Genomic DNA, 18,597 nt, shown 5'->3' with positions numbered 1-18,597 from the left:
TGCCGTACCAATTTTATTTTCCCATAATGTTGCTGTGCTTTTATTATTGGTTTGGGCTAACCCCAACTAAAATGTAAATGTTTTTTAGTATTTTTAGTTGGGGACTGCGCCAAAACATTTCTGTTCAAAACGCTGAATGACTATTTGCCATTCAGGGTTTAAGAACAACTTTGATGCAGTTATCCTTTTTTTGTTGAAAGATGTGATAGGCGTGGGGTGCTTGCTCTAAAGGTAATTGATGGGTGACAACAAAAGATGGATCAAGCTTTCCATCCAAAATCATCTGCAATAACGAATGCATATATTTTTGTCCATGCATTTGTCCCATCCTAAAGGTTAGACCCTTATTAAAGGCTGCACCAAATGGTAGTTTGTCTACAAAACCACCATAAACACCCATGATTGAAAGAGTCCCGCCTTTACGACAGGCGACCATCATTTCCCGCAGAACGTGGGGACGGTCGGTTTCCAATCTGAGCTTTTGTTTTGTCTGGTCGTAGAAGTCTTCTAAACCAACGCCGTGTGCTTCTAAACCAACGGCATCGATGCAAGCATCGGGGCCACGACCACCAGTCATCTCTTTCAACGCTTCGCCAGCATTAACTTCTTCATAGTTAATCACTTCTGCTTTGGCAAACTTTTTCGCCATTTCCAGGCGTTCGGGAAAGCGATCTATAGCGATCACTTTTTCGGCTCCCATCATGTAGGCGCTAATCATGGCAAATTGTCCAACAGCACCGCAACCCCAAACGGCTACGGTATCACCCGGTTGAATATCGCATAATTCTGCGCCCATATAACCGGTGGGAATAGCATCGGAGATGAATAACAACATCTCATCCGGCAAGTCTGGCGGAACTTTGACGACTCCCACATCAGCAAAGGGTACACGGATATATTCTGCTTGTGCGCCTGCATAACCACCTAACATGTGGGAGTAGCCATAAATGGCTGAGGTGATATTGCCAAACAATTTTTCTTGAATCCAACCGTTGGGATTGGAATTATCGCACAATGACCACATATCACGTTGGCAATAATGGCAATTACCACAGCCAATTGTGGAAGGAACAACTACGCGATCGCCTATTTTTAAATTGTTGACTCCCTTACCAACTTCCACGACTTCACCCATAAATTCGTGACCAATAATGTCACCCTGTTGCACTGTGGGAATATAGCCGCCATAAATATGTAGATCGGAGCCACAAATCGCAGTCGAAGTAATTTTAATAATCGCATCACGCGGGTTGAGAATAGTCGGGTCTGGTACCGACTGTACCCGCACATCATTAGCACCGTTCCAGCAGACTGCTTTCATAGTTATTAGTCCTTAGTCATTGGTCATTAGTCATTGGTCATTCATCATTGGTCATTTGCTTTAGGCAAAGGACAAATGACAAAGGACAAAGAACAAATAACTACTTACGTCCAGAAGGTTGACCTTCAGTTGTGGCAATTTCGCCTGCTTCCATTAGCATTTTGAAGCGGCGCAATTCATCACCAATTTGCTGTTCTGGTTCTTCACCGAAAAGTTTAGCTACGGTAGCTGCCAATGCTCCACCGGGGGGGTTATACTCCAAAACAACCTTAACTTCCGTGCCGCGATCGCCTGGTGCTTTTTTGAAGCGGACAAAACCAGAATTATCTACGTCTGCACCTTCTACAGAAGCCCAAGAAATAAATTCATTTTCCCGGTCTTCGAGAATATCTGCATCCCATTCTACACTGTTACCCAAGGGTGCATTGGCAATCCAATGAGAACGTTTTTCGTTATGCACCTTGACAGATTTGAGATGCTTCATAAATGTGGGCAGATTCTCAAAGTTGTGCCAAAAGCGATATAATTCTTCTGCCGATTTATTGATAGTTACCGTTTTTTCAACTTTGATGGGTTGGTTTAGACCTATTGCTTCCTGTGCTTTCTGGATTGTGCTTTGCTTGGTTGCACCTTGATAAACCAAACCACCACCTGCTAAAGCCGTCAGCGCTCCTCGCAATGAACCTTGCCTTAAACCCATCAGCACCATCGCACCGCCACCGATAAGGGATGCCCAACGCTCTACTTCACTAGCTTCCGGCTGGTTTGTACTTGATTTATCCCCTGATGTTGAAGTCACTTTTTATATCTCCATTATTGTAAATTCACCATAGAGGCGCAAATATCCTCTTCTTTCTATCTGTATCAGGACTTACGCAAACAATAGCCGAAACCCTTATTTCACGTAGGGGCAATTCATAAATTGCCCCTGAGCGCGTGTACTTTTGCGTAAGTCCTATGTATGTTATTTGCGCCTCTTCGGTAGCCGTCTATGTTAAAAAACCTTACATTGACACAGCAGCCCCTGTAGTCGGCTTAGGAGGCTGAATCTGAGTGCCTATCCACGCCCGATACAACTCTACTAATCGCTGTTCGTATTTTAATAAATCGTGGTAAATTTCTTTGAAAATAGCAGTTGCTACTGGGTCAGTGAACATTGCAGACAAATTACCAATATCGCCGATACCAGTTTGCACATCGCCTAAAGCAGAACGTAACTGATATATGTCATCACTTCCTGTTAAGGCAGTTTTCACCTTGGCATACTGATTGGCAATATTTGCGCCTAAAGAGGGTTTTTCGCCCAATCGCTGAAGATAAGTTTCCAGTTTTTCAATGTGGCGCTGTTTTTTAGCAATTATTTCTTGAAAGACTGAGTTAACTTCGCTATCTGATTCTTTTTGCAAGTAATTTTCAAATGCTTCTAGTGAATAGCGTTCACCAGCAAGAGCATTATTTAAACCTTTGGTGATCTCACCTTTAGTTGAGCCACCCCAAGCATCAGCCAGTTTCCACCATTCAGCACTTGTGTCTTTCTCATTTGGTAATGCAGCATCTTTACCACCATAACCCAAACGGCTTAATATCGCTGTGGTGAAAATTGGCAAGTCTCCGGGTTCACGAGATGTAATCAAATTTCCGTCAACTACCACCGGCTCATCTAAATAATTTGCGCCAGCGTTAATCATATCCTTGGCAATAGCGCTAAAACCAGTGGCTTGTTTACCTTTGAGCAAGTCGCCTTCAATCAAAACTTGTGGCCCGTGACAAACAGCAGCGACTAATTTTCCTTGTTGTATAGCTTCTTGGACAAAACGTACTGTGTTAGTGTTCCGCCGCATTTGATCGGGAGCCATCCCACCGGGAATTATTACCGCGTCGAATTCGGCTGCGATCGCTTCTGTGGTAGTACCATCAGCTTGGATGCTAAGTTTGCCGCGTTTACCCTTATATTTTTCATTCATTCGGGAACCCAGGACTACTACCTCCATTCCCGCTTGTTTTAGTCCATTATAAGGAACTGTAAATTCTGCATCCTCTACTGCCTGTTCAATGAGAATAGCAACTTTTTTCTTACCGGAATGATTGTTATGGTCAGTCATAGATGGTATTACCTGTTTATTTCTAGTATTTAACTAACTACAATATTTATCGATTAGGAGAGTTAAAAACCAGGATTTTTCCTGAAAAATTTTGTTTGAATTGCTTACTATGCAGAAACTTCACTTGTTGCTCAAGTCCCAAACAGTTCTTCGTAATCGTGAGAAAAATGGGAGTGCAAGGCAGCAAATAATTCTGGACTGATGGCATTTTGCAACACAGTAAATACAGCCCGAACATGAATTGCCACAGTGGTTGGTTCTATATTTTCTTTTTGACTTGCACGCGTAATAAACTCTTGTAAATTGAAAGAGCCACCACTATCTCCTTCTTTTCCTCGCAAATAATCCCCTAGTTGTTGGGGCAAATTTGCAGCTAGTTCCTGTGCTTCATCATTTGCTATCCGTTCTTTAAGGGTTTCTAGTGTGGCACGGGTAGCACGTTCTGCCTCTTCACGAGAATCTGATTGGGTAAGGCTTTGTACATGTGTAATGAACTCATCGTATTCCACTGTCTACCTCCGTTTCTCAAAATTCTTTAGTTAAATGGCTAAACTTAAATTTTTATTTTTCCTCAATAATAAAAAATAGTTATGAGTGAGAACTTAGCTACTGAATAATTCCGGTTTAATTGCAAATTACGAATTACGAATTACGAATTACGAATTATTTAATAGCTCCTAACTCATAACTAAAAGCTTCAACTACAAGTTGCTTTACCATGAATTCATATTTACAATGGTATGGCCCGATGGTTAGTTAAGCTTCGTTCCAAGGGGATAGATTATTTTATTTCTAAAGCTATACATCTCTAGTAAGACAACTGGGTGACAGGAAAACGTTATTGTGAGAATGCACAAAAGGGCTAGTATCATGGCAGAAAAAAATCATAATGACGAAATTGAAACCAATGATTTGCCACAGGAAATTACCGAATCCTACGGTACTGGTGTGAAAGACTTGCCGGGATACAATATTGGTGGTAGCTCAATGAGAGCAGAAAGACAGGAGTATACAGAAACTAGTCCTGAACTCACTGGTGGCGATGTTGACGCTTATTGGCAAGATGCAGATGCAGTTGGGGATGAAGCTGTCGGTGGTAGTACTTCCACTCCCGATCAAAATGTAACTGAGGAGCTAGAAGCAGCAGTAGGGCTAGAAATGCATGATTCTGAGTTTCTGCATACTAACGATATTTTACAAGAACGTGACGGCGATCGCTGGGAGTTAGATCCGAAGTCTTCTGAAGATTATCAAGATCGGCGAGAATAAGCTAAATAAAAGCAAAAGCCGTATTCCTACTCGATGTCGCCGTTAAATAATTCGTAATTCGTAATTCGTAATTCGTAATGGGCAACTCTTAGAGACGCTAAACGCGAACGCCCCGCAACGCTTTCGTAAATTTTGTTTTGTAATGGGGATTTAACCCCAACACAAAACAAAATTTTTATTGAACCGGGGGACTTAAACCCACGGAACTAGTTAATAAATTAATATGGCTGAATTGGGCAGTGCTTAGAAAAGCACTGTCACAATAAAAATAACATCTATCTTAGGACTTACGCAAAAACCTTCTCAAACTCTCATTCCTCCGTGACGCGCCAGTTGCTTCTCCCAAGGGGAGACGCGCAAGGGACAAGTCTCTTAACCGCAAGGGCGCACTGGCTTCTCTGTGGTTCGTTTTCCGTTACCCGTACGTAAGTCCTATATCTATCGAAATACTTCCTGATAATATTTCAATTTGCTAGCATTCCCATTGCTAACTCCTTTATTTTGCCAAAGGCAAGCATTATTTTGGCTTTTGATATTTGGTTTTTATCTAATACCAATTCTGTATGAAGATGCACATAATAAGACCCCCCTGTAGTCCCCCCAAAGCATCGGGGGGTAAATATATGCAGCTTTACAAAGAAACGGTATAACTGTAATACTTCTAATGCAGGACTACAGTTTGCCCAATTTATGTTTTGTTTATAAATTGTTCTTCTTTATGATTTCAATACATCTGTCTTCAGTAGGGTAAAAGGCTAAATGTACATTTGGTAACCTTGCTAATGAAACTGATTAATTGCAATTGGAGTTAATAATGACATTTACACAAACTGGCGATCCAACTATTCGTGAACATGTTCAAGCTTGGCAACAGTTAGATGTGGATCAACAACTGGCTTTGTTTTGGTTCATTTACAAAGAAACGGGTAAGTCAATTACGCCAGCCGCTCCTGGTGCTAGCACTGTTTCCCCAGAAATCGCTGAAGGTTTGTTTAATCAAGTTAAGGAATTATCTCACGAACAACAATTACAAGTTCAGCGTGACTTGATTAATAAAGTAGATACCCAAATTTCTCGTGAATATGGTTCTTTGGGTGATACAACTAAGCTACTATTTTGGTATCGATTATCTCAAGGTATGGATACTGGGACTATCATTCCTGTACCTTCTGACTATGAACTTCCTTCAGAATCTCAACAGTTGTTTGGCAGAATTCAAGGATTAGAGTTTGAGCAACAGATTACTCTTTTCCGTGATTATGTTTCACCAATGGGTGCCGAAGCGAAAGCAGGTGGTGAAATTTAGCACTTTTGAAGTTTTTAGTCTGCTTCAGGCTACCTTTTTAGTCCCCGAATGAGGATGGCTGTTATACCAAGTTCATTTGGTAGTAGTAGAAGAATTCAGAAATCAGAATGTCTTTACTCTCCACGAGGTTTAGACGATTGGTGTTAGCGTAGCGTTACCAACTCTAGCCTGCGATATGCAGCATTGTCCTCATGAGAAGGGCAAGGGTATTATAGCCCAATACGCTCGGGTTAAGGCTAAAACTCTTTATCAAAGTCAAATTTTTAACGTAGACGCAAAGCGGTGAAGCAGCGCGGTCTTCTCACATTGGGAGAGGCTAACGCCAAGGGGGTTTCCCCCATGAGCGACTGCTGTTAGCGCAGCGAAAGCGTTCGCGAGTGCGTCTCGTAGAGAGGTACGAGCGGTAGCCGGAGGGCTTGCCCTCCGGCTACCGCTCCAGGCCAAAGGAAGCAGAGAGAAGAGAAAAAATGCTTAACCCAAGCGTATTGTATTATAGCCCTTTTGTTAAAGCTTGCCATATCCGCCAGTCGCTTAATATCAAGCTGAATTTTGATGACCGAAAACGAAAAGGATACAGAGCAAGTAAATTTATTTATGGGGATCAAAAATGTTTGAATTTTGAATTTTGAATTTTGAATTCGGAGCGAAGCGACGTGACTGGCGTCTTTATTTTTTCTGATAAATAAACACAGAGTAAAAACTAAAACTCTTACTCTGTGTTCATCTATGTCCTTAGTCCAGTTGCACCCTACAGTCGTAACGCCCTTTGTTTTGTACTCAATATATTAAATAATTCGTAATTCGTAATTCGTAATTCGTAATTTGTAATGGGCAACTCTTAGAGACGCTAAACGCGAACGCCCCGCAACGCTTTCGTAAATTTTGTTTTGTAATGGGGATTTAACCCTAACACAAAACAAAATTTTTATTGAACCGGGGGACTTAAACCCACGGACAGGAGTTAAAAGTGATTATATTTAAAACAATCTATCTTTTGGTTTGTTTAAATATGCTGAGATTGGATTAAAAGTATATCTTTATGTAGTGTTTTATCTAAAGTTAAATCTTTAAAATTGATAGAGATAGTAAGAAGGATAGTCGAGATTTTTGCATTGGAGATTTAATTATTTTTTCATATCTAATACCAAATTACATCTATGATAAGCACAAAAGGGTAGCTAATTTAGCATAGGTTATTATTGCTGATAAACATCTTGAGCAAGAAAACCTATATGTCTCAGTTTTTAATGCTTTAAATAGAGGCGATGCCGAGGACGGTCTACGCCCACGCTAGACGATATTCAGACTTATTTAATACTTAAGCTATGATCCAATACCCATTAATAGAATAAATACACTATTAACATAAATTCTTGCAAATTTAAGTAATAAAAAATTAGGATTGATATCATGTCCGGCCAATTAAGCATAATACGCAAAACCCCACCCCGCCAAAGCTGCGCTTGAGCTAACCTCCCGAAGAACTCTTAGGGGTTGGGGGTGGGGTTCTTTTATTATGGGTAATTTGGCGGACATGACATGATATAATACTTCAAATGACAGCTATTTGCTTGGCGTGAATTGTTGACAAGCAAAGCGAGAATCAAGTTGGTTCAAGGCAGGATTACAATTTTCATTTAATATTTTTTTAGTTAATTAAGTAGTTAATTACTTTGAGGTGTTTATGACTTCTACGAACGTCAATTTTTTAGAACAAAGTGTATCAAAATTTCAGAGTTTGGATATAGACGATCGCCTAACTGTGCTAGCTTTACTTTACACTGAAATTTCTGATGAAATTCCAGCGATCGCTCTCAATGATGTGCCAAACGAAAAGACTGCAAATTTAGTTGCACAAATTCAAAACCTGCCACAGGCAGAACAGTTGTTTGCTTTGCGCCAGTTGCTAAACCAAGATGAAGTAGGGGAAACAGCAATTCCTACTCAAGAGTATGCTTCAATGAACGCTGACGATAAATTAGCTTTTTGGTATCAATTAGCCCAAAATTTGGGAACTTCAATCATCGGTGTACCAAATGACTATATACCTTCTGAAAAAGCTACAGAAGTAATAGATTTACTTCACACACCCAATATTGAGGATTTAGTCAATTTCTTCAAGCGGGTGCTGTAATAGTCATTAGTCATTGGTCATTGGTCATTGGTCATTGGTCATTGGTCATTGGTCATTAGTACCAATGACCAAATAATTATTAATTCATAATTCATAATTCATAAATTTTATGGGTTCAAGCCCCCACTGAAATTTTTGATTTCAGTGGTCTACAATCAGTGGTGGGTTCAAGCCCCAAAGAATTGCAATTATGAATTAGTAATTATTAATTATGAATTAGATTGACTAAATCGGCGGGTGGCTATTGCTCCCACACTTTGAAGGGATGGGATTACGGCCAATTTTCGTTGAGTCAAGAATCAAAGGTGGGGCTATGCTTCACCTTTCTTTTTACAGCAATTTTCAAGTAATATAAACCACGTTCTACGGGCACAGCATTGCTCATTGGTGTCAACTTAACGTGAAAGCTATGTCCCGCAAGGAACTGAAGTTCCTTGGCTTTTAGCGAAAGTCTTCTGTTGATGACTAAATAGGGCTTGCTGAATAAGTCTCTCAAGCAAATGTAGAAGCCACACAGCTTACAAAATAGTTGTTTCATCGCTCAGTTTCCAAATTTACCCAGCGATCGCTAACGATTGTGCAAGGGTTTTGAGACTCTAGATGTTATAACAAAAGCACTTGTTTGTTGGAAAAAGGCTTAAAACCCTTATCTGGTCTATATTACAATTCTATTCAGCAAGCCCTAAATATATATCCAAAAATCTTTAGTCTACTTGAGTAGACTTTAGCTAAAAGCCAAAGAACTTTAGTTCTAGGCGGGTGAGTCAAGCCAACAGTTAAGCTATTTGTAACTTAAGTTGACACCAATGAGCATTGCTGTGCCCCTACAACTAATGTGCTTTAAATAAATGAAAACTCCTGTAAATACGTAATAGATTACAACTTTAACGTTCATAACCACAACTTCAGCAAACCTAATCACAGCTTCAGCCGTATTAACTACAACTTAAGCGTTACTTATAACAACTTCATCTGTAGTAACTACAACTTCAGCAAACCTAATCACAGCTTCAGCCGTATTAACTACAACTTCATCTGTAGTAACTACAACTTCAGAAAAGATAACAAAAGCTTAAGCCGTATTAACTACAACTTAAGCGTTACTTATAACAACTTCATCTGTAGTAACTACAACTTCAGAAAAGATAACAAAAGCTTAAGTCGTATTAACTACGACTTAAGCGTTACTTATGAAAACTTGAACGTTTATAACTACAGCTTCAGTTGTAGTTATCACAGCTTTAATTTTAGGAACTGCATCCAAACTAATTTTCTCTAATCGCTGCTTGATAGCGACCTAGAGCTATTAAAGGAAAGTATTGTTGATACAGATGATACTTGAGATAAAAATGACAAGGAAAGCCAGTACCTGTAAAGTCCGCCTCAAACCAAGTACCATTGGGCTGTTGAGTTGCCACTAGATAGGCAATTCCCCGCTCGATCGCCTCAAGAGCTAATTTACCAGTTGCTTCACCTGCTGCCAAGAGGCCAATTAAAGCCCAAGCAGTTTGAGATGCAGTACTATTTCCTTTTCCTTTAAGACTGGGGTCGTCGTAGCTGCGGCAAGTCTCACCCCAACCACCATCTGGATTTTGACATCCGATTAACCAAGCTGCTCCTCGTTCTATACTGAGTTTATGCTTTTGAGGAGCAATTAACGCCAAGGCTGATAAAACGCCACTGGTGCCGTAGATATAGTTGACACCCCAACGACCAAACCAACAGCCTTCGGTTTCTTGTTCGCTGTGAAGATAAGTAAGCGATCGCTCTAAATTATAAGTATCAATTGACAAATCACAAGCACCCAGCATTTCTACGACTCTAGCCGTAACATCTGCGGTGTTTGGATCAATCATCGCTTTCAAGTCGCCATAAGGGATGGAGTTAAGCCAATCTTGATCGTTATCCAAATCAAAGGCAGCCCACCCACCTGGTTTACATTGCATAGATGCAATCCAGTTTAAGGCCCGAGCGATCGCAGCCTGCTTGAGTTCTTCGTTGGGGAGTTTTGCCAAATGTAAAGCCATCACCACCACAGCCGAGTCGTCTACATCGGGATAAAAGCGATTGTCAAACTCAAACGCCCAAGCCCCTGGTTTTCCCTGACGATTTTTTACAGCCCAATCTCCGTAATCTAAAATTTGTTTTTGCAACAACCATTCTCCAGCTTGCACCACAACGGGATGATCTGGTGCAAAGCCAGATTCTACTAAGGCACGTATCGCCCAAGCTGTATCCCAGACGGGTGAAATACAAGGTTGAACTCGGTAGCTATCCTCTGTTTCAATGGCAAAGTTATCAATTGCTTGCAAACCTCGTTCTACAATGGGGTCGCTTCGGTCATAATTCAGACACCGCAAAGCCAGCATTGAATTCAACATTGCCGGAATAATCCCACCCCAGTCACCTGTGGCTTCTTGGCGCTCTAAAATCCATTTTTCGGCGGCTTTGATGCCTTCTTCACGAAAGGGAACTAAATTCAGACTTTCTGCAAACTTGAACCCCTGATCAAGGGTAAGGAATAAATCTGTCCAATCGCCAGTTTGGGGTAATTCCCACCGCACTTGATCAACGCCTTCAGCGTATAGTTCATCTAGGTTGATAGTTGGATCAGTGATAAAAACAGGTTTGCGATCGCACACAATCAACAACGGCACTGTGCTGGAACGCGCCCAGCTAGACATTTCGTAGATATTAACTGGGAAAGCTTTTGGCAACAGCATCACCCAAGCTGGTAGCGAGGGAATACCGCGCCAGTTGTAGCAGCCAATCAAAGCTAAATGCAACTTGGTAAAAATCCGAGTTTTGCTAATCCCACCCCGTTGGAGAATAAAGGCTTGCGCCCGAATCATTGCCGGATCGGTTGCTGGTACACCTAGCAGCCTTAACGCCATGTAGGCTTCAACCGAGGTGCTAAGTTCTCCACCATCACCGTAGTAAAGTTCCCAACCGCCATGCTGCCGTTGCTCTTGGAGCAGGTAGGCTGCAACTTTGTGTAAAGGTCTACCTTGGTCTGTTCCCCAAATTTTATGCAAAAGGACAACTTCAGCAGTAATGGTGACATTGGATTCTAACTCTGCCCACCAGTAACCTACGGGATTTTGAATCGATTGCAAATATTGTTGACTGGCTGCGATCGCCGTTGCGACTTGATTGACTTTTACCCTGTCTTGTGTTTGCATCAAAAACTATTTAACCTCAACACCCAACACTAGTTATGAACACGGCAATATTATGATGAAAAAATTTTTTCTCTATCACTAGACATAGTATAGGAATCATATTTGATTTTTGAAATTATCTACGTAGGCGGGGAGTGGGGAGTAGGGAGTAGGGAATACGGAATCACGCTTTTCGAGTTGTACGGAGATTTTTCAGAAATCAAATCATAGTCCTATATTCTGTCTGAGTCACTGAAAATTTGCAATAGATTCAGCCTCCTTCGGTGAAAATTCCACACATTAACTCACCAGATCAGAGAAGTTGTCCCCGAAATATCTTGCTAAAACTATGTACGTGCGTAGCAAAAACTTTCAGGAAAAGTTAATCCTCATCTTGTAGTGTTTTTTTGTACGGCTGACAGAGCGATCGCAGTCACTAAATCTAAATATTAGGGCAAGAATCGCAGTTAATTCCCAATTTTTGACTTTTAGGAAACCTCTGGTTATGGATGAACAAAGAATGCAGGCTTATGCGAACCTCATTAAGCAGCTTTTAGGTTGTGCTATTGGGGAAAAGTTAGCCGTCTTGCCGCAGCACGCTGAGTTGGTGGATGCAGAGCTATTAGCGGTGATGCAGCAGTATGCAGCGGATTTGGATAGTCAAGGCAATGGGAATGAGGCACGCTGGCTGTTGGAAACGGCAAAGCAGTTGGCACAAGCAATGGAAATAACGGATGCTGGAGCAGAGGAGTCACCGGAAGATTCAGAGCAGTTTTTGTTAGAAGTGTTGCAACTTGTGGCAAACAGCAAAGGCAATGCCCAACAAGTTGATCGGTTTTTAGCGCAGCATCAAGACAAGCCCAATGAACCAACGCAATTTCAGCAATGGAAGAATATAACTATATCTGGAAATGTAGCTGGAGTACAGATAGGTTGGGTACGACTACCTGGTGACCCATCAGAACCTATTCCTGCACCCGAATTTAAATGTCCTCAGTGCGACCACACATGGTATTGTCCCAAAGCTGGCATTAAGCCACCCCTTTGCCCCACTCACAACGTTCTCCTCGAACGCGCTTAACCATAACGATACAATACTCACAACCCACGCACCCCAAACGGCAATGGTTCAAACTCCCGCCAAACCCCTGACCCTTGATGAATTTCTCCATCTGCCAGAAACCAAACCTGCTAGTGAATTCATCGACGGTCAAATTATCCAGAAACCCATGCCCCAAGGAAAACACAGTACAGTTCAACTTGACCTTGGTACTGACATCAACCAAGCACTCAAACCCGAACACATCGCCCGCGCTTATTCAGAACTCCGCTGCACTTTTGGTGGTAGGTCGATTGTTCCTGATATTGCAGTCTTCACTTGGGAACGCATTCCCCGCGATCAAAATGGCAAAGTTTCCAATACCTTCGCTATCGCACCCGACTGGACGATAGAAATCCTCTCCCCCGACCAAAGCCAAACTAAAGTTATCCGCAACATCCTCCACAGCCTTGCCCACAGCACCCAAATGGGATGGTTGATTGACCCAGAAGAGGAACTGGTGTTTGTTTATTTTGCCGATCGCACCATCGCTGTCTATGAACAAGAAAGCGATCGCTTACCCGTCCCACCCTTTGCCGAATCCTTCAGCCTCACTGTTGGTAAACTCTTCAGTTGGCTAACCGAATAGCCCCAGCCCTATCAACTCTCTCGGTCACACCATGTCCGCAAAATTCCTGGAAAGCTTTGGCAGCAAACTCGCCGAACAATGGCTTGCCAACCTGCTCACCCCCGCTTTTGTCTTTTGGGCAGGGGGAGCCGCCGCTGGGCTACAGCACTTTGGCTGGAAACGTCCTAGCCTTGGTTCAGCCAACAGCCTGAACCATTACAAATCGCCCTCCTGGTCGGGGTTTTGTGCCTGATTGTCGCCTCTGCCTTCGTGGTGCAACGCTTCGATTTGCCTGTGCTGCGCTTTCTGGAAGGCTACTGGCATCCTTGGCTGCGTCCTTTGCGTCGTTGGTTGATCGCCAAAGAAGCGAAACGCAGTCAACGGATTAGCGATCGCTGGCAAACACTTAAACAACTCGATAAGCAATCTCAGAAATTTGCAAATTTTAATTTCTCGCAGCTTACAGATCAGCAAAAAAAAGAAGTCATAGACTTTATCTTGCAGCAACATAATCAACTACATTCCAACGAAAAACGATTGCAAAAGCTCACCAACCAGGAGCTAAAACAACGCTTAGATAAATTGCGCTCTGAAATTAAGGATGAGCTTATATCGCTTGACTTGCAACAACACTACCTACCCCTGCACGACCAACTCATGCCCACCCGCCTGGGCAACATCCTCCGTGCTGCTGAACAGCGCCCCTTGAAAAAATATGGATTGGATGCGATCGTCTGCTGATCACGCCTGTGGCTTCTCCTTCCTGATGCTGTCAAAAAAGACCTGCAAGAAGCCCGCGCCGACCTCAACACCGCCGCCCGCGTCTGGTTGTGGAGTCTGCTATTTATCCTCTGGACAGTTTGGGCATGGTGGGCGGTATTTGTAGGCATCATCTCTGCAATCTTTGTTTATTACAACTGGGCACTTGATGCTGCCAGAAACTATGGTGAACTAATCGAAGCCACCTTTGATCTGCACCGCCATCTACTCTATCAATCTGTGCGTTGGTATTTAAACCCCGATCCCAAAGAAGAACGTCGTGTGGGACAGCAACTTACCGAATACTTATGGCGGGGCTGGGGCTTGTGATTTTAGGAATAGGCGATCGCCAATACCAAGGTAGAGTGATTTTGGATTTTACACAGGGAGATAGCGGCGGTCATGGATGTAATTGTATTAGGATTGATGCTCTTATCCTTGACAATTTGGTTAGGATTACTGTGTTTTTGGGGACAATTTTGGCGGGTAGACCAGCAATTAGAGGTTACAGAAACTCAGCTAGAATCGTTACCTGTGGTTTGTGCCGTGGTTCCAGCGCGTAACGAAGCTGAGTTCATACCAACCACACTGCGATCGCTCCTACTCCAAGATTATCCTGGTTCTTTCAACGTGTTTTTAGTAGACGATCGCAGCACAGACCGGACAGCAAATTTTGCCGAAGGAGTTGCACACGCCCTCGGTAAACCCCAGCAATTGCATATTATCTCTGGCGTTTCACTGCCTCCCGATTGGTCGGGTAAACTTTGGGCAGTTGAGCAAGGCATAAAGAGCGCTAGTAAATTTGCACCCGATTATTTTTTGCTGACTGACGCAGATATCGAACACGATCCTGGTAATCTCCGCCGACTCGTGAAGAAAGCTATGCAGGAAGATTTGGACTTGGTTTCGGTAATGGTGCGACTCAGGTGTGAGAGCTTTTGGGAAAAATTTTTGATTCCAGCTTTCGTCTTTTTCTTTCAAAAACTCTATCCCTTCCGCTGGGTGAATAATCCTAACAATCCCACCGCAGGAGCCGCCGGCGGATCTATTCTGATCGCCCGTGAAGCTTTAGAGCGAATCGGGGGTATTCAAGTCATTCGCCAAGCTTTAATTGACGATTGCGCCCTTGCTAAAGCTGTTAAGCAGAGTGGGGGAGTGGGGAGTAGGGAGTGGGGAGTGGGGAAGCAGGAGAGCAGGGGAGACAAGGGGGACAAGGAAAATAATAACCATGCCCATGCCCCATGCCCAATCCCCAATCAAGGGCGTATCTGGCTAGGATTGAGTACATTGACTCGGAGTCTGCGTCCTTATGACTCGCTGGCGACGATTTGGGATATGGTTGCTCGTACTGCTTATACCCAACTGAATTATTCTCCATTACTATTATTGGGAACTTTGGTAGGAATGCCTCTGATTTATCTAGTTCCACCGGTGTGTATAATTCTGGGTGCAGTTTGGGGCAATTGGGCGATCGCACTTACAGGTTTATTAGGATGGTTGTTAATGTCGTTGGCTTACTACCCAACGATCCGCTTTTATAAATGTTCTCCTTGGTTAACATTTAGTTTACCTGCGATCGCTTTCCTCTATACTCTGATGACTCTAGACTCAGCACTACGTCATTGGCAAGGACGCGGCGGCGCTTGGAAAGGAAGAGTTTATCCCACCCCTTAACATTTCTTAAGTTTACAACTCTTAGAGCAGAAAGCCCACCAACAAAAGACTAAAAACCCAAAAAGTTTTTAGTCTTTTGTGTCCTTTAGGGGTGGGATGCAAAGAGTGCGGGCAAAAGAGGCAGTCCCAATGTTATCGTGTTTTTTGGTTGGCGATATACTTTTTAATCGTCTCACTTGAGGCATCACCAGCCGTCCCACAAAAATAACTTCTTGTCCACATTGAGGGTAGTCTTAGTAGATGCGGAAATTCCTGTCTTAGCACTCTAGAAGTGTAACCTTTCAACCTAAACATAATTTGGTCTGGGGCTAAGGTTGGAGGACAACTAACAAAAACAATAAATTCCCTATTGCTCTGGGAGCAAAATTCGACTTGATCTTATATCTACGGGTATTGTCCTTGACTTATCAACACTTGTCGAGAAAGCACCCGATTGGGAACATTAAATTGAAGTAACCTTGCAGTCCCTTGACCAATCTGAGTTTTTCCTTCTATCCTGGCATTTTCAAGATAAAAATGTTCATCCCAAACTAGGCGGCGGGGATTAAACAATGGGACAATTTCTTGAGTAAGCTGGTCTATAGTAGCAAAATCAGAGCCTTTGTGACGGTTACAGGATAAACATGAAAGTGCCAAATTCTCAGCAGTAGTTTCACCCCCATGTTTGACGGCAATAATATGGTCTACTTCATGGGTATAAATAGAAAAGTTTTGATGGATTTGGCAATATTCACAGCGTGCTGAAGCTCTCTGGCTCACTAACCTACGAAGTTCCACAGAAATCGAATTATATCAAGTACGTCGGATTACTTATAATAAAATCTATCAATGTAGGTTGGTAGGTTGGGTTGAACGGCAGTGAAACCCAACATTAACATGGATCAAATGTTGGGTTTCGTTCCTCAACCCAACCTACAGATATTATAAGTGTTTAATCGAACCTGATATTAGAAGTCATGTTAGCTGATTGCAGAATAAGCTCGTGCTTTTAATAAACTCATCATCTGCTCTAGCTGCTCATAAACATCTAATTCTGCTAATTCCATTTGACTGAGTGTTGCAGAACGATTTTTTTCTAGTAGTTCTTGTAGGCGTGTTTGAGATTGAAATGAAACTTTAAAATTAATAATTTCTTCTGGTTTTGGCCCTTTAATTAAAAAATCAATAACTTCTTGATAAACTGCTGGAATATTTGTAGTCTCAGGGTTAACTGTTGGCTGGATCGTTATTGGTAGATTAACAACGTCTAATAATCTCCAAAGCAATTCGGGTAAGCGATTTTGGAGGGGTTCTAAACGTTGAGCTAGTTCATCGGGAATTTGAATGGTGAATTCTGCCATTTGATGCTTTTGTTGCGATTTTGCACTCTTAAGAAAATGTGTTGTATCCTAATTATAGCTTTCAAACCTACCTCTCCATTAGATGCCATTGTTTTGATACGGGCATCACACCCCAATACTTAGCGGCACATACATTGTTTTGGATCGCCCGTTTTATATTTCACCAGTGATTTGTCCTTCTCGAAAGTGGTCAAATTATAAGGCGCGAAAGCTAAAATTAAAGTAAGCCTAAAGTGGTTGATTAAAATAATTATGACAACCGTAACACCAACAAATAATCCTGTTATTGTCCCCAAAAAGCTGCCTTTTCTGGAGTCAATTTGTTGGCAGACCGCCGATGTATATCGGTTTACTCCAGAACAAATGCTGAGTCGCTATGAGCGTGGTTGGCAATATCGCAACCTATTTAATAATCTTGAAGGTGAAGAACTTAATTTTCTTCAGGAATTGGCCAGACGTTATAAATCCTGGTTGCAAGTTTGTTTATGACCGAAACAGACTCATTATACAGAGCAACTAAATTTATTTATGGTTACTGAGCGACTTGCCTTGAGCGAAGTCGAAAGGAGCCGAAGTATGGAGATTATTAATTTTGAGTTTTGAATGCGTGAATTTTGAATTCGGAGCGAAGCGACGTGACCTTCAGGTTTGAACACCACAATAAAATTCTCACAGTTCTTGAATGCTTAGATTCTGACATACTTAGAAAGGGTTCTGCTTACTTTGGTGGCGGAACCCTTCTTGCTCTTGATTTTGACGAATATCGCTGGAGTAATGACGTTGATTTTATCGCTTCTGTTGGTACAGAAGGCTACAAATACCTGCGGACAGTGGTATTTGAGGGTGGGCATGAAGCATTATTTAGTGATTTAAGTAAAATCCAAATTGGACGTAGCACAACTGACCAATATGGAATTCGGATGATAGTCTTTGTGGATGAGATGCCAATTAAAACGGAAATTATTGCCGAAACTCGTTTTCAACTAGACCCACCAAGATATCCAAAATGGTCATTCGTTCCCTGCTTGAGCTTCAATGACTGCTTTACCTCTAAGCTGCTGTCAAATTCTGACCGTTACGCAGATGACAGCGTTGAGGCAAGAGATTTAATTGATCTAGCAATTCTCAGACTGCAATCTCCAATCCCTCAAGCATCAATTGAGAAAGCTGAAAAAGCATATCAGGTTATGCGCCCTTTGAAAAGAGCGATCGCACTATTTCAGGAAAGACCAGATTACAGGGAGAAATGCTTTCTGGGTCTGCAAGTTGATCAAGCTCAGATACCCAAAATTATCGACGGTATTGATTTACTCTCTACAGATTTAGGTTTATCTCCCACTCCAAGGGCTTTTCGAGAACAACATGATATCTTTGCTGATTTAGAAACACAAATTAAAAAACAACAAGATTCTTAAACAGGTAGCGTTGCCCAATGCCCCTAAATTGTTGAAGCTGTTTGTTTACTACTTGCGGGTTCAACAGGCAATGGTTGAGCCGCTTTCAATACTGCATCCAGCAACCCTGGAAACAGCACCTCTAAATCTTCACGCCGCAGGATGTTAATGTGCTGTGTCCCGGATTTCCGTGTAAAGACTATCCCAGACTCCCGCAAAATCTTAAAATGATTGGACATAGTAGACTTAGCGATCGCAAAATCAAAACTGGCACAGCATTGTTCCCCCTCAGTAGCCAACCGCCGCACAACCTCTAACCGGACTGGATCGCCCAATGCATACAGCACGCCCGGTAAAGAAATATTTTTTCTATCTGGATGATAAAGAAATCTCATAGTTGCATTATCTCATCAGGTGGCATATATTTTTATTATTCGATATTATCGAATTATAGAATTAATTAGGAAGGC

At 42.2% G+C, this 18,597-nt stretch carries 20 protein-coding genes and 1 pseudogene; 11 read left to right on the top strand and 10 right to left on the bottom strand.

The annotated features are described in order from the left end of the window. Positions 1 to 151: 151 nt before the first annotated feature. From LC653_RS23670 to LC653_RS23655, 4 genes are all read right to left on the bottom strand, one after another. Positions 152 to 1,321 (bottom strand): zinc-dependent alcohol dehydrogenase, encoded by a 1,170-nt coding sequence (locus LC653_RS23670; protein WP_229497172.1) that lies wholly within the window; start codon positions 1,319 to 1,321, stop codon positions 152 to 154. Positions 1,322 to 1,421: 100 nt separating this feature from the next. Next, a complete protein-coding gene (locus LC653_RS23665; protein WP_229497171.1) occupies positions 1,422 to 2,120 on the bottom strand; it encodes an SRPBCC family protein in 699 nt (232 codons plus the stop codon). Between the two features lie 205 nt (positions 2,121 to 2,325). Next, a complete protein-coding gene (locus tag LC653_RS23660) occupies positions 2,326 to 3,423 on the bottom strand; it encodes a DJ-1/PfpI/YhbO family deglycase/protease (RefSeq protein ID WP_229497170.1) in 1,098 nt (365 codons plus the stop codon). A 131-nt stretch (positions 3,424 to 3,554) separates the two neighbouring features. Further along, positions 3,555 to 3,932 carry a DUF2267 domain-containing protein gene (locus tag LC653_RS23655; RefSeq protein ID WP_229497169.1) on the bottom strand — a complete coding sequence of 126 codons (378 nt, stop codon included), beginning with the start codon at positions 3,930 to 3,932 and terminating at the stop codon, positions 3,555 to 3,557. Positions 3,933 to 4,293: 361 nt separating this feature from the next. On the opposite strand from LC653_RS23655, the gene LC653_RS23650 reads away from it, so the two are divergent. The 3 genes from LC653_RS23650 (at position 4,294) to LC653_RS23640 (ending at position 8,132) form a co-directional block, all read left to right on the top strand. After that, positions 4,294 to 4,692 carry a DUF6335 family protein gene (locus tag LC653_RS23650; protein WP_229497168.1) on the top strand — a complete coding sequence of 133 codons (399 nt, stop codon included), beginning with the start codon at positions 4,294 to 4,296 and terminating at the stop codon, positions 4,690 to 4,692. An 814-nt stretch (positions 4,693 to 5,506) separates the two neighbouring features. Then, complete coding sequence (locus LC653_RS23645) at positions 5,507 to 5,998, top strand: orange carotenoid protein N-terminal domain-containing protein (protein WP_229497167.1); 492 nt, start codon at positions 5,507 to 5,509, stop codon at positions 5,996 to 5,998. Positions 5,999 to 7,682: 1,684 nt separating this feature from the next. Beyond that, the gene (locus tag LC653_RS23640) at positions 7,683 to 8,132 is read left to right on the top strand and encodes an orange carotenoid protein N-terminal domain-containing protein (RefSeq protein ID WP_229497166.1); all 450 of its coding nucleotides are present in this window, start codon (positions 7,683 to 7,685) and stop codon (positions 8,130 to 8,132) included. A 292-nt stretch (positions 8,133 to 8,424) separates the two neighbouring features. Here the strand turns inward: LC653_RS23640 and LC653_RS23635 are convergent, their stop codons facing one another. Next, positions 8,425 to 8,670, bottom strand: coding sequence for a hypothetical protein (locus tag LC653_RS23635; protein ID WP_229497165.1), 246 nt, complete (start codon positions 8,668 to 8,670; stop codon positions 8,425 to 8,427). A gap of 727 nt (positions 8,671 to 9,397) precedes the next feature. Beyond that, positions 9,398 to 11,314: a squalene--hopene cyclase gene (gene shc, locus LC653_RS23630; RefSeq protein WP_229497164.1), complete on the bottom strand. Its 1,917-nt coding sequence runs from the start codon at positions 11,312 to 11,314 to the stop codon at positions 9,398 to 9,400. Between the two features lie 484 nt (positions 11,315 to 11,798). Here shc and LC653_RS23625 point away from each other — a divergent pair, with 484 nt between their 5' ends. The 6 genes from LC653_RS23625 (at position 11,799) to LC653_RS23600 (ending at position 15,393) form a co-directional block, all read left to right on the top strand. Continuing rightward, the gene (locus LC653_RS23625) at positions 11,799 to 12,374 is read left to right on the top strand and encodes a hypothetical protein (protein ID WP_229497163.1); all 576 of its coding nucleotides are present in this window, start codon (positions 11,799 to 11,801) and stop codon (positions 12,372 to 12,374) included. 43 nt (positions 12,375 to 12,417) lie between these two features. Then, the gene (locus LC653_RS23620) at positions 12,418 to 12,981 is read left to right on the top strand and encodes a Uma2 family endonuclease (RefSeq protein ID WP_229497162.1); all 564 of its coding nucleotides are present in this window, start codon (positions 12,418 to 12,420) and stop codon (positions 12,979 to 12,981) included. A 31-nt stretch (positions 12,982 to 13,012) separates the two neighbouring features. Continuing rightward, positions 13,013 to 13,213 carry a hypothetical protein gene (locus tag LC653_RS23615; protein ID WP_229497161.1) on the top strand — a complete coding sequence of 67 codons (201 nt, stop codon included), beginning with the start codon at positions 13,013 to 13,015 and terminating at the stop codon, positions 13,211 to 13,213. After that, the gene (locus tag LC653_RS23610) at positions 13,204 to 13,701 is read left to right on the top strand and encodes a hypothetical protein (protein ID WP_229497160.1); all 498 of its coding nucleotides are present in this window, start codon (positions 13,204 to 13,206) and stop codon (positions 13,699 to 13,701) included. Before LC653_RS23615 ends, LC653_RS23610 begins: the two co-directional genes overlap by 10 nt. Positions 13,702 to 13,788: 87 nt before the next feature. Further along, the gene (locus LC653_RS23605) at positions 13,789 to 14,049 is read left to right on the top strand and encodes a hypothetical protein (RefSeq protein WP_229497159.1); all 261 of its coding nucleotides are present in this window, start codon (positions 13,789 to 13,791) and stop codon (positions 14,047 to 14,049) included. 72 nt (positions 14,050 to 14,121) lie between these two features. Then, positions 14,122 to 15,393 carry a glycosyltransferase gene (locus tag LC653_RS23600; RefSeq protein ID WP_229497158.1) on the top strand — a complete coding sequence of 424 codons (1,272 nt, stop codon included), beginning with the start codon at positions 14,122 to 14,124 and terminating at the stop codon, positions 15,391 to 15,393. A gap of 132 nt (positions 15,394 to 15,525) precedes the next feature. On the opposite strand, the pseudogene tnpA reads toward LC653_RS23600, so the two are convergent. The 3 genes and pseudogenes from tnpA to LC653_RS23585 all read right to left on the bottom strand — a co-directional run. Continuing rightward, a pseudogene (gene tnpA / locus LC653_RS23595) lies at positions 15,526 to 15,717 on the bottom strand (IS200/IS605 family transposase); the annotation flags it as partial. A 60-nt stretch (positions 15,718 to 15,777) separates the two neighbouring features. Further along, entirely contained in the window at positions 15,778 to 16,152 is a 375-nt protein-coding gene (locus tag LC653_RS23590; protein WP_229497157.1) for an HNH endonuclease, read from the bottom strand. Between the two features lie 200 nt (positions 16,153 to 16,352). Continuing rightward, positions 16,353 to 16,733 carry a hypothetical protein gene (locus LC653_RS23585; protein WP_229497156.1) on the bottom strand — a complete coding sequence of 127 codons (381 nt, stop codon included), beginning with the start codon at positions 16,731 to 16,733 and terminating at the stop codon, positions 16,353 to 16,355. A 252-nt stretch (positions 16,734 to 16,985) separates the two neighbouring features. On the opposite strand from LC653_RS23585, the gene LC653_RS23580 reads away from it, so the two are divergent. After that, a complete protein-coding gene (locus LC653_RS23580; protein ID WP_229497155.1) occupies positions 16,986 to 17,222 on the top strand; it encodes a hypothetical protein in 237 nt (78 codons plus the stop codon). A 146-nt stretch (positions 17,223 to 17,368) separates the two neighbouring features. Beyond that, positions 17,369 to 18,148 carry a nucleotidyl transferase AbiEii/AbiGii toxin family protein gene (locus LC653_RS23575; protein WP_229497154.1) on the top strand — a complete coding sequence of 260 codons (780 nt, stop codon included), beginning with the start codon at positions 17,369 to 17,371 and terminating at the stop codon, positions 18,146 to 18,148. A 23-nt stretch (positions 18,149 to 18,171) separates the two neighbouring features. Here the strand turns inward: LC653_RS23575 and LC653_RS23570 are convergent, their stop codons facing one another. Beyond that, positions 18,172 to 18,522 (bottom strand): ArsR/SmtB family transcription factor, encoded by a 351-nt coding sequence (locus LC653_RS23570; RefSeq protein WP_229497153.1) that lies wholly within the window; start codon positions 18,520 to 18,522, stop codon positions 18,172 to 18,174. Positions 18,523 to 18,597 lie beyond the last annotated feature (75 nt).

The sequence above is a fragment of the Nostoc mirabile CHAB5784 genome, assembly GCF_020829645.1.
GTDB classification, from domain to species: domain Bacteria; phylum Cyanobacteriota; class Cyanobacteriia; order Cyanobacteriales; family Nostocaceae; genus Nostoc; species Nostoc mirabile.
The sequence above is the reverse complement of the archived record's forward strand: the minus strand, read 5'-3'. Positions and strand labels throughout refer to the sequence as shown.

Excerpts from the sequence above, each read along its gene's own strand:
- LC653_RS23650 (WP_229497168.1), top strand. The coding sequence starts at position 4,294 with ATGGCAGAAAAAAATCATAATGACGAAATTGAAACCAATGATTTGCCA.
- LC653_RS23640 (WP_229497166.1), top strand. The coding sequence starts at position 7,683 with ATGACTTCTACGAACGTCAATTTTTTAGAACAAAGTGTATCAAAATTT.
- LC653_RS23645 (WP_229497167.1), top strand. The coding sequence starts at position 5,507 with ATGACATTTACACAAACTGGCGATCCAACTATTCGTGAACATGTTCAA.
- LC653_RS23625 (WP_229497163.1), top strand. The coding sequence starts at position 11,799 with ATGGATGAACAAAGAATGCAGGCTTATGCGAACCTCATTAAGCAGCTT.
- LC653_RS23635 (WP_229497165.1), bottom strand. The coding sequence starts at position 8,670 with ATGAAACAACTATTTTGTAAGCTGTGTGGCTTCTACATTTGCTTGAGA.
- LC653_RS23615 (WP_229497161.1), top strand. The coding sequence starts at position 13,013 with ATGTCCGCAAAATTCCTGGAAAGCTTTGGCAGCAAACTCGCCGAACAA.
- LC653_RS23600 (WP_229497158.1), top strand. The coding sequence starts at position 14,122 with ATGGATGTAATTGTATTAGGATTGATGCTCTTATCCTTGACAATTTGG.
- LC653_RS23660 (WP_229497170.1), bottom strand. The coding sequence starts at position 3,423 with ATGACTGACCATAACAATCATTCCGGTAAGAAAAAAGTTGCTATTCTC.
- LC653_RS23620 (WP_229497162.1), top strand. The coding sequence starts at position 12,418 with ATGGTTCAAACTCCCGCCAAACCCCTGACCCTTGATGAATTTCTCCAT.
- shc (WP_229497164.1), bottom strand. The coding sequence starts at position 11,314 with ATGCAAACACAAGACAGGGTAAAAGTCAATCAAGTCGCAACGGCGATC.
- LC653_RS23585 (WP_229497156.1), bottom strand. The coding sequence starts at position 16,733 with ATGGCAGAATTCACCATTCAAATTCCCGATGAACTAGCTCAACGTTTA.
- LC653_RS23670 (WP_229497172.1), bottom strand. The coding sequence starts at position 1,321 with ATGAAAGCAGTCTGCTGGAACGGTGCTAATGATGTGCGGGTACAGTCG.
- LC653_RS23570 (WP_229497153.1), bottom strand. The coding sequence starts at position 18,522 with ATGAGATTTCTTTATCATCCAGATAGAAAAAATATTTCTTTACCGGGC.
- LC653_RS23580 (WP_229497155.1), top strand. The coding sequence starts at position 16,986 with ATGACAACCGTAACACCAACAAATAATCCTGTTATTGTCCCCAAAAAG.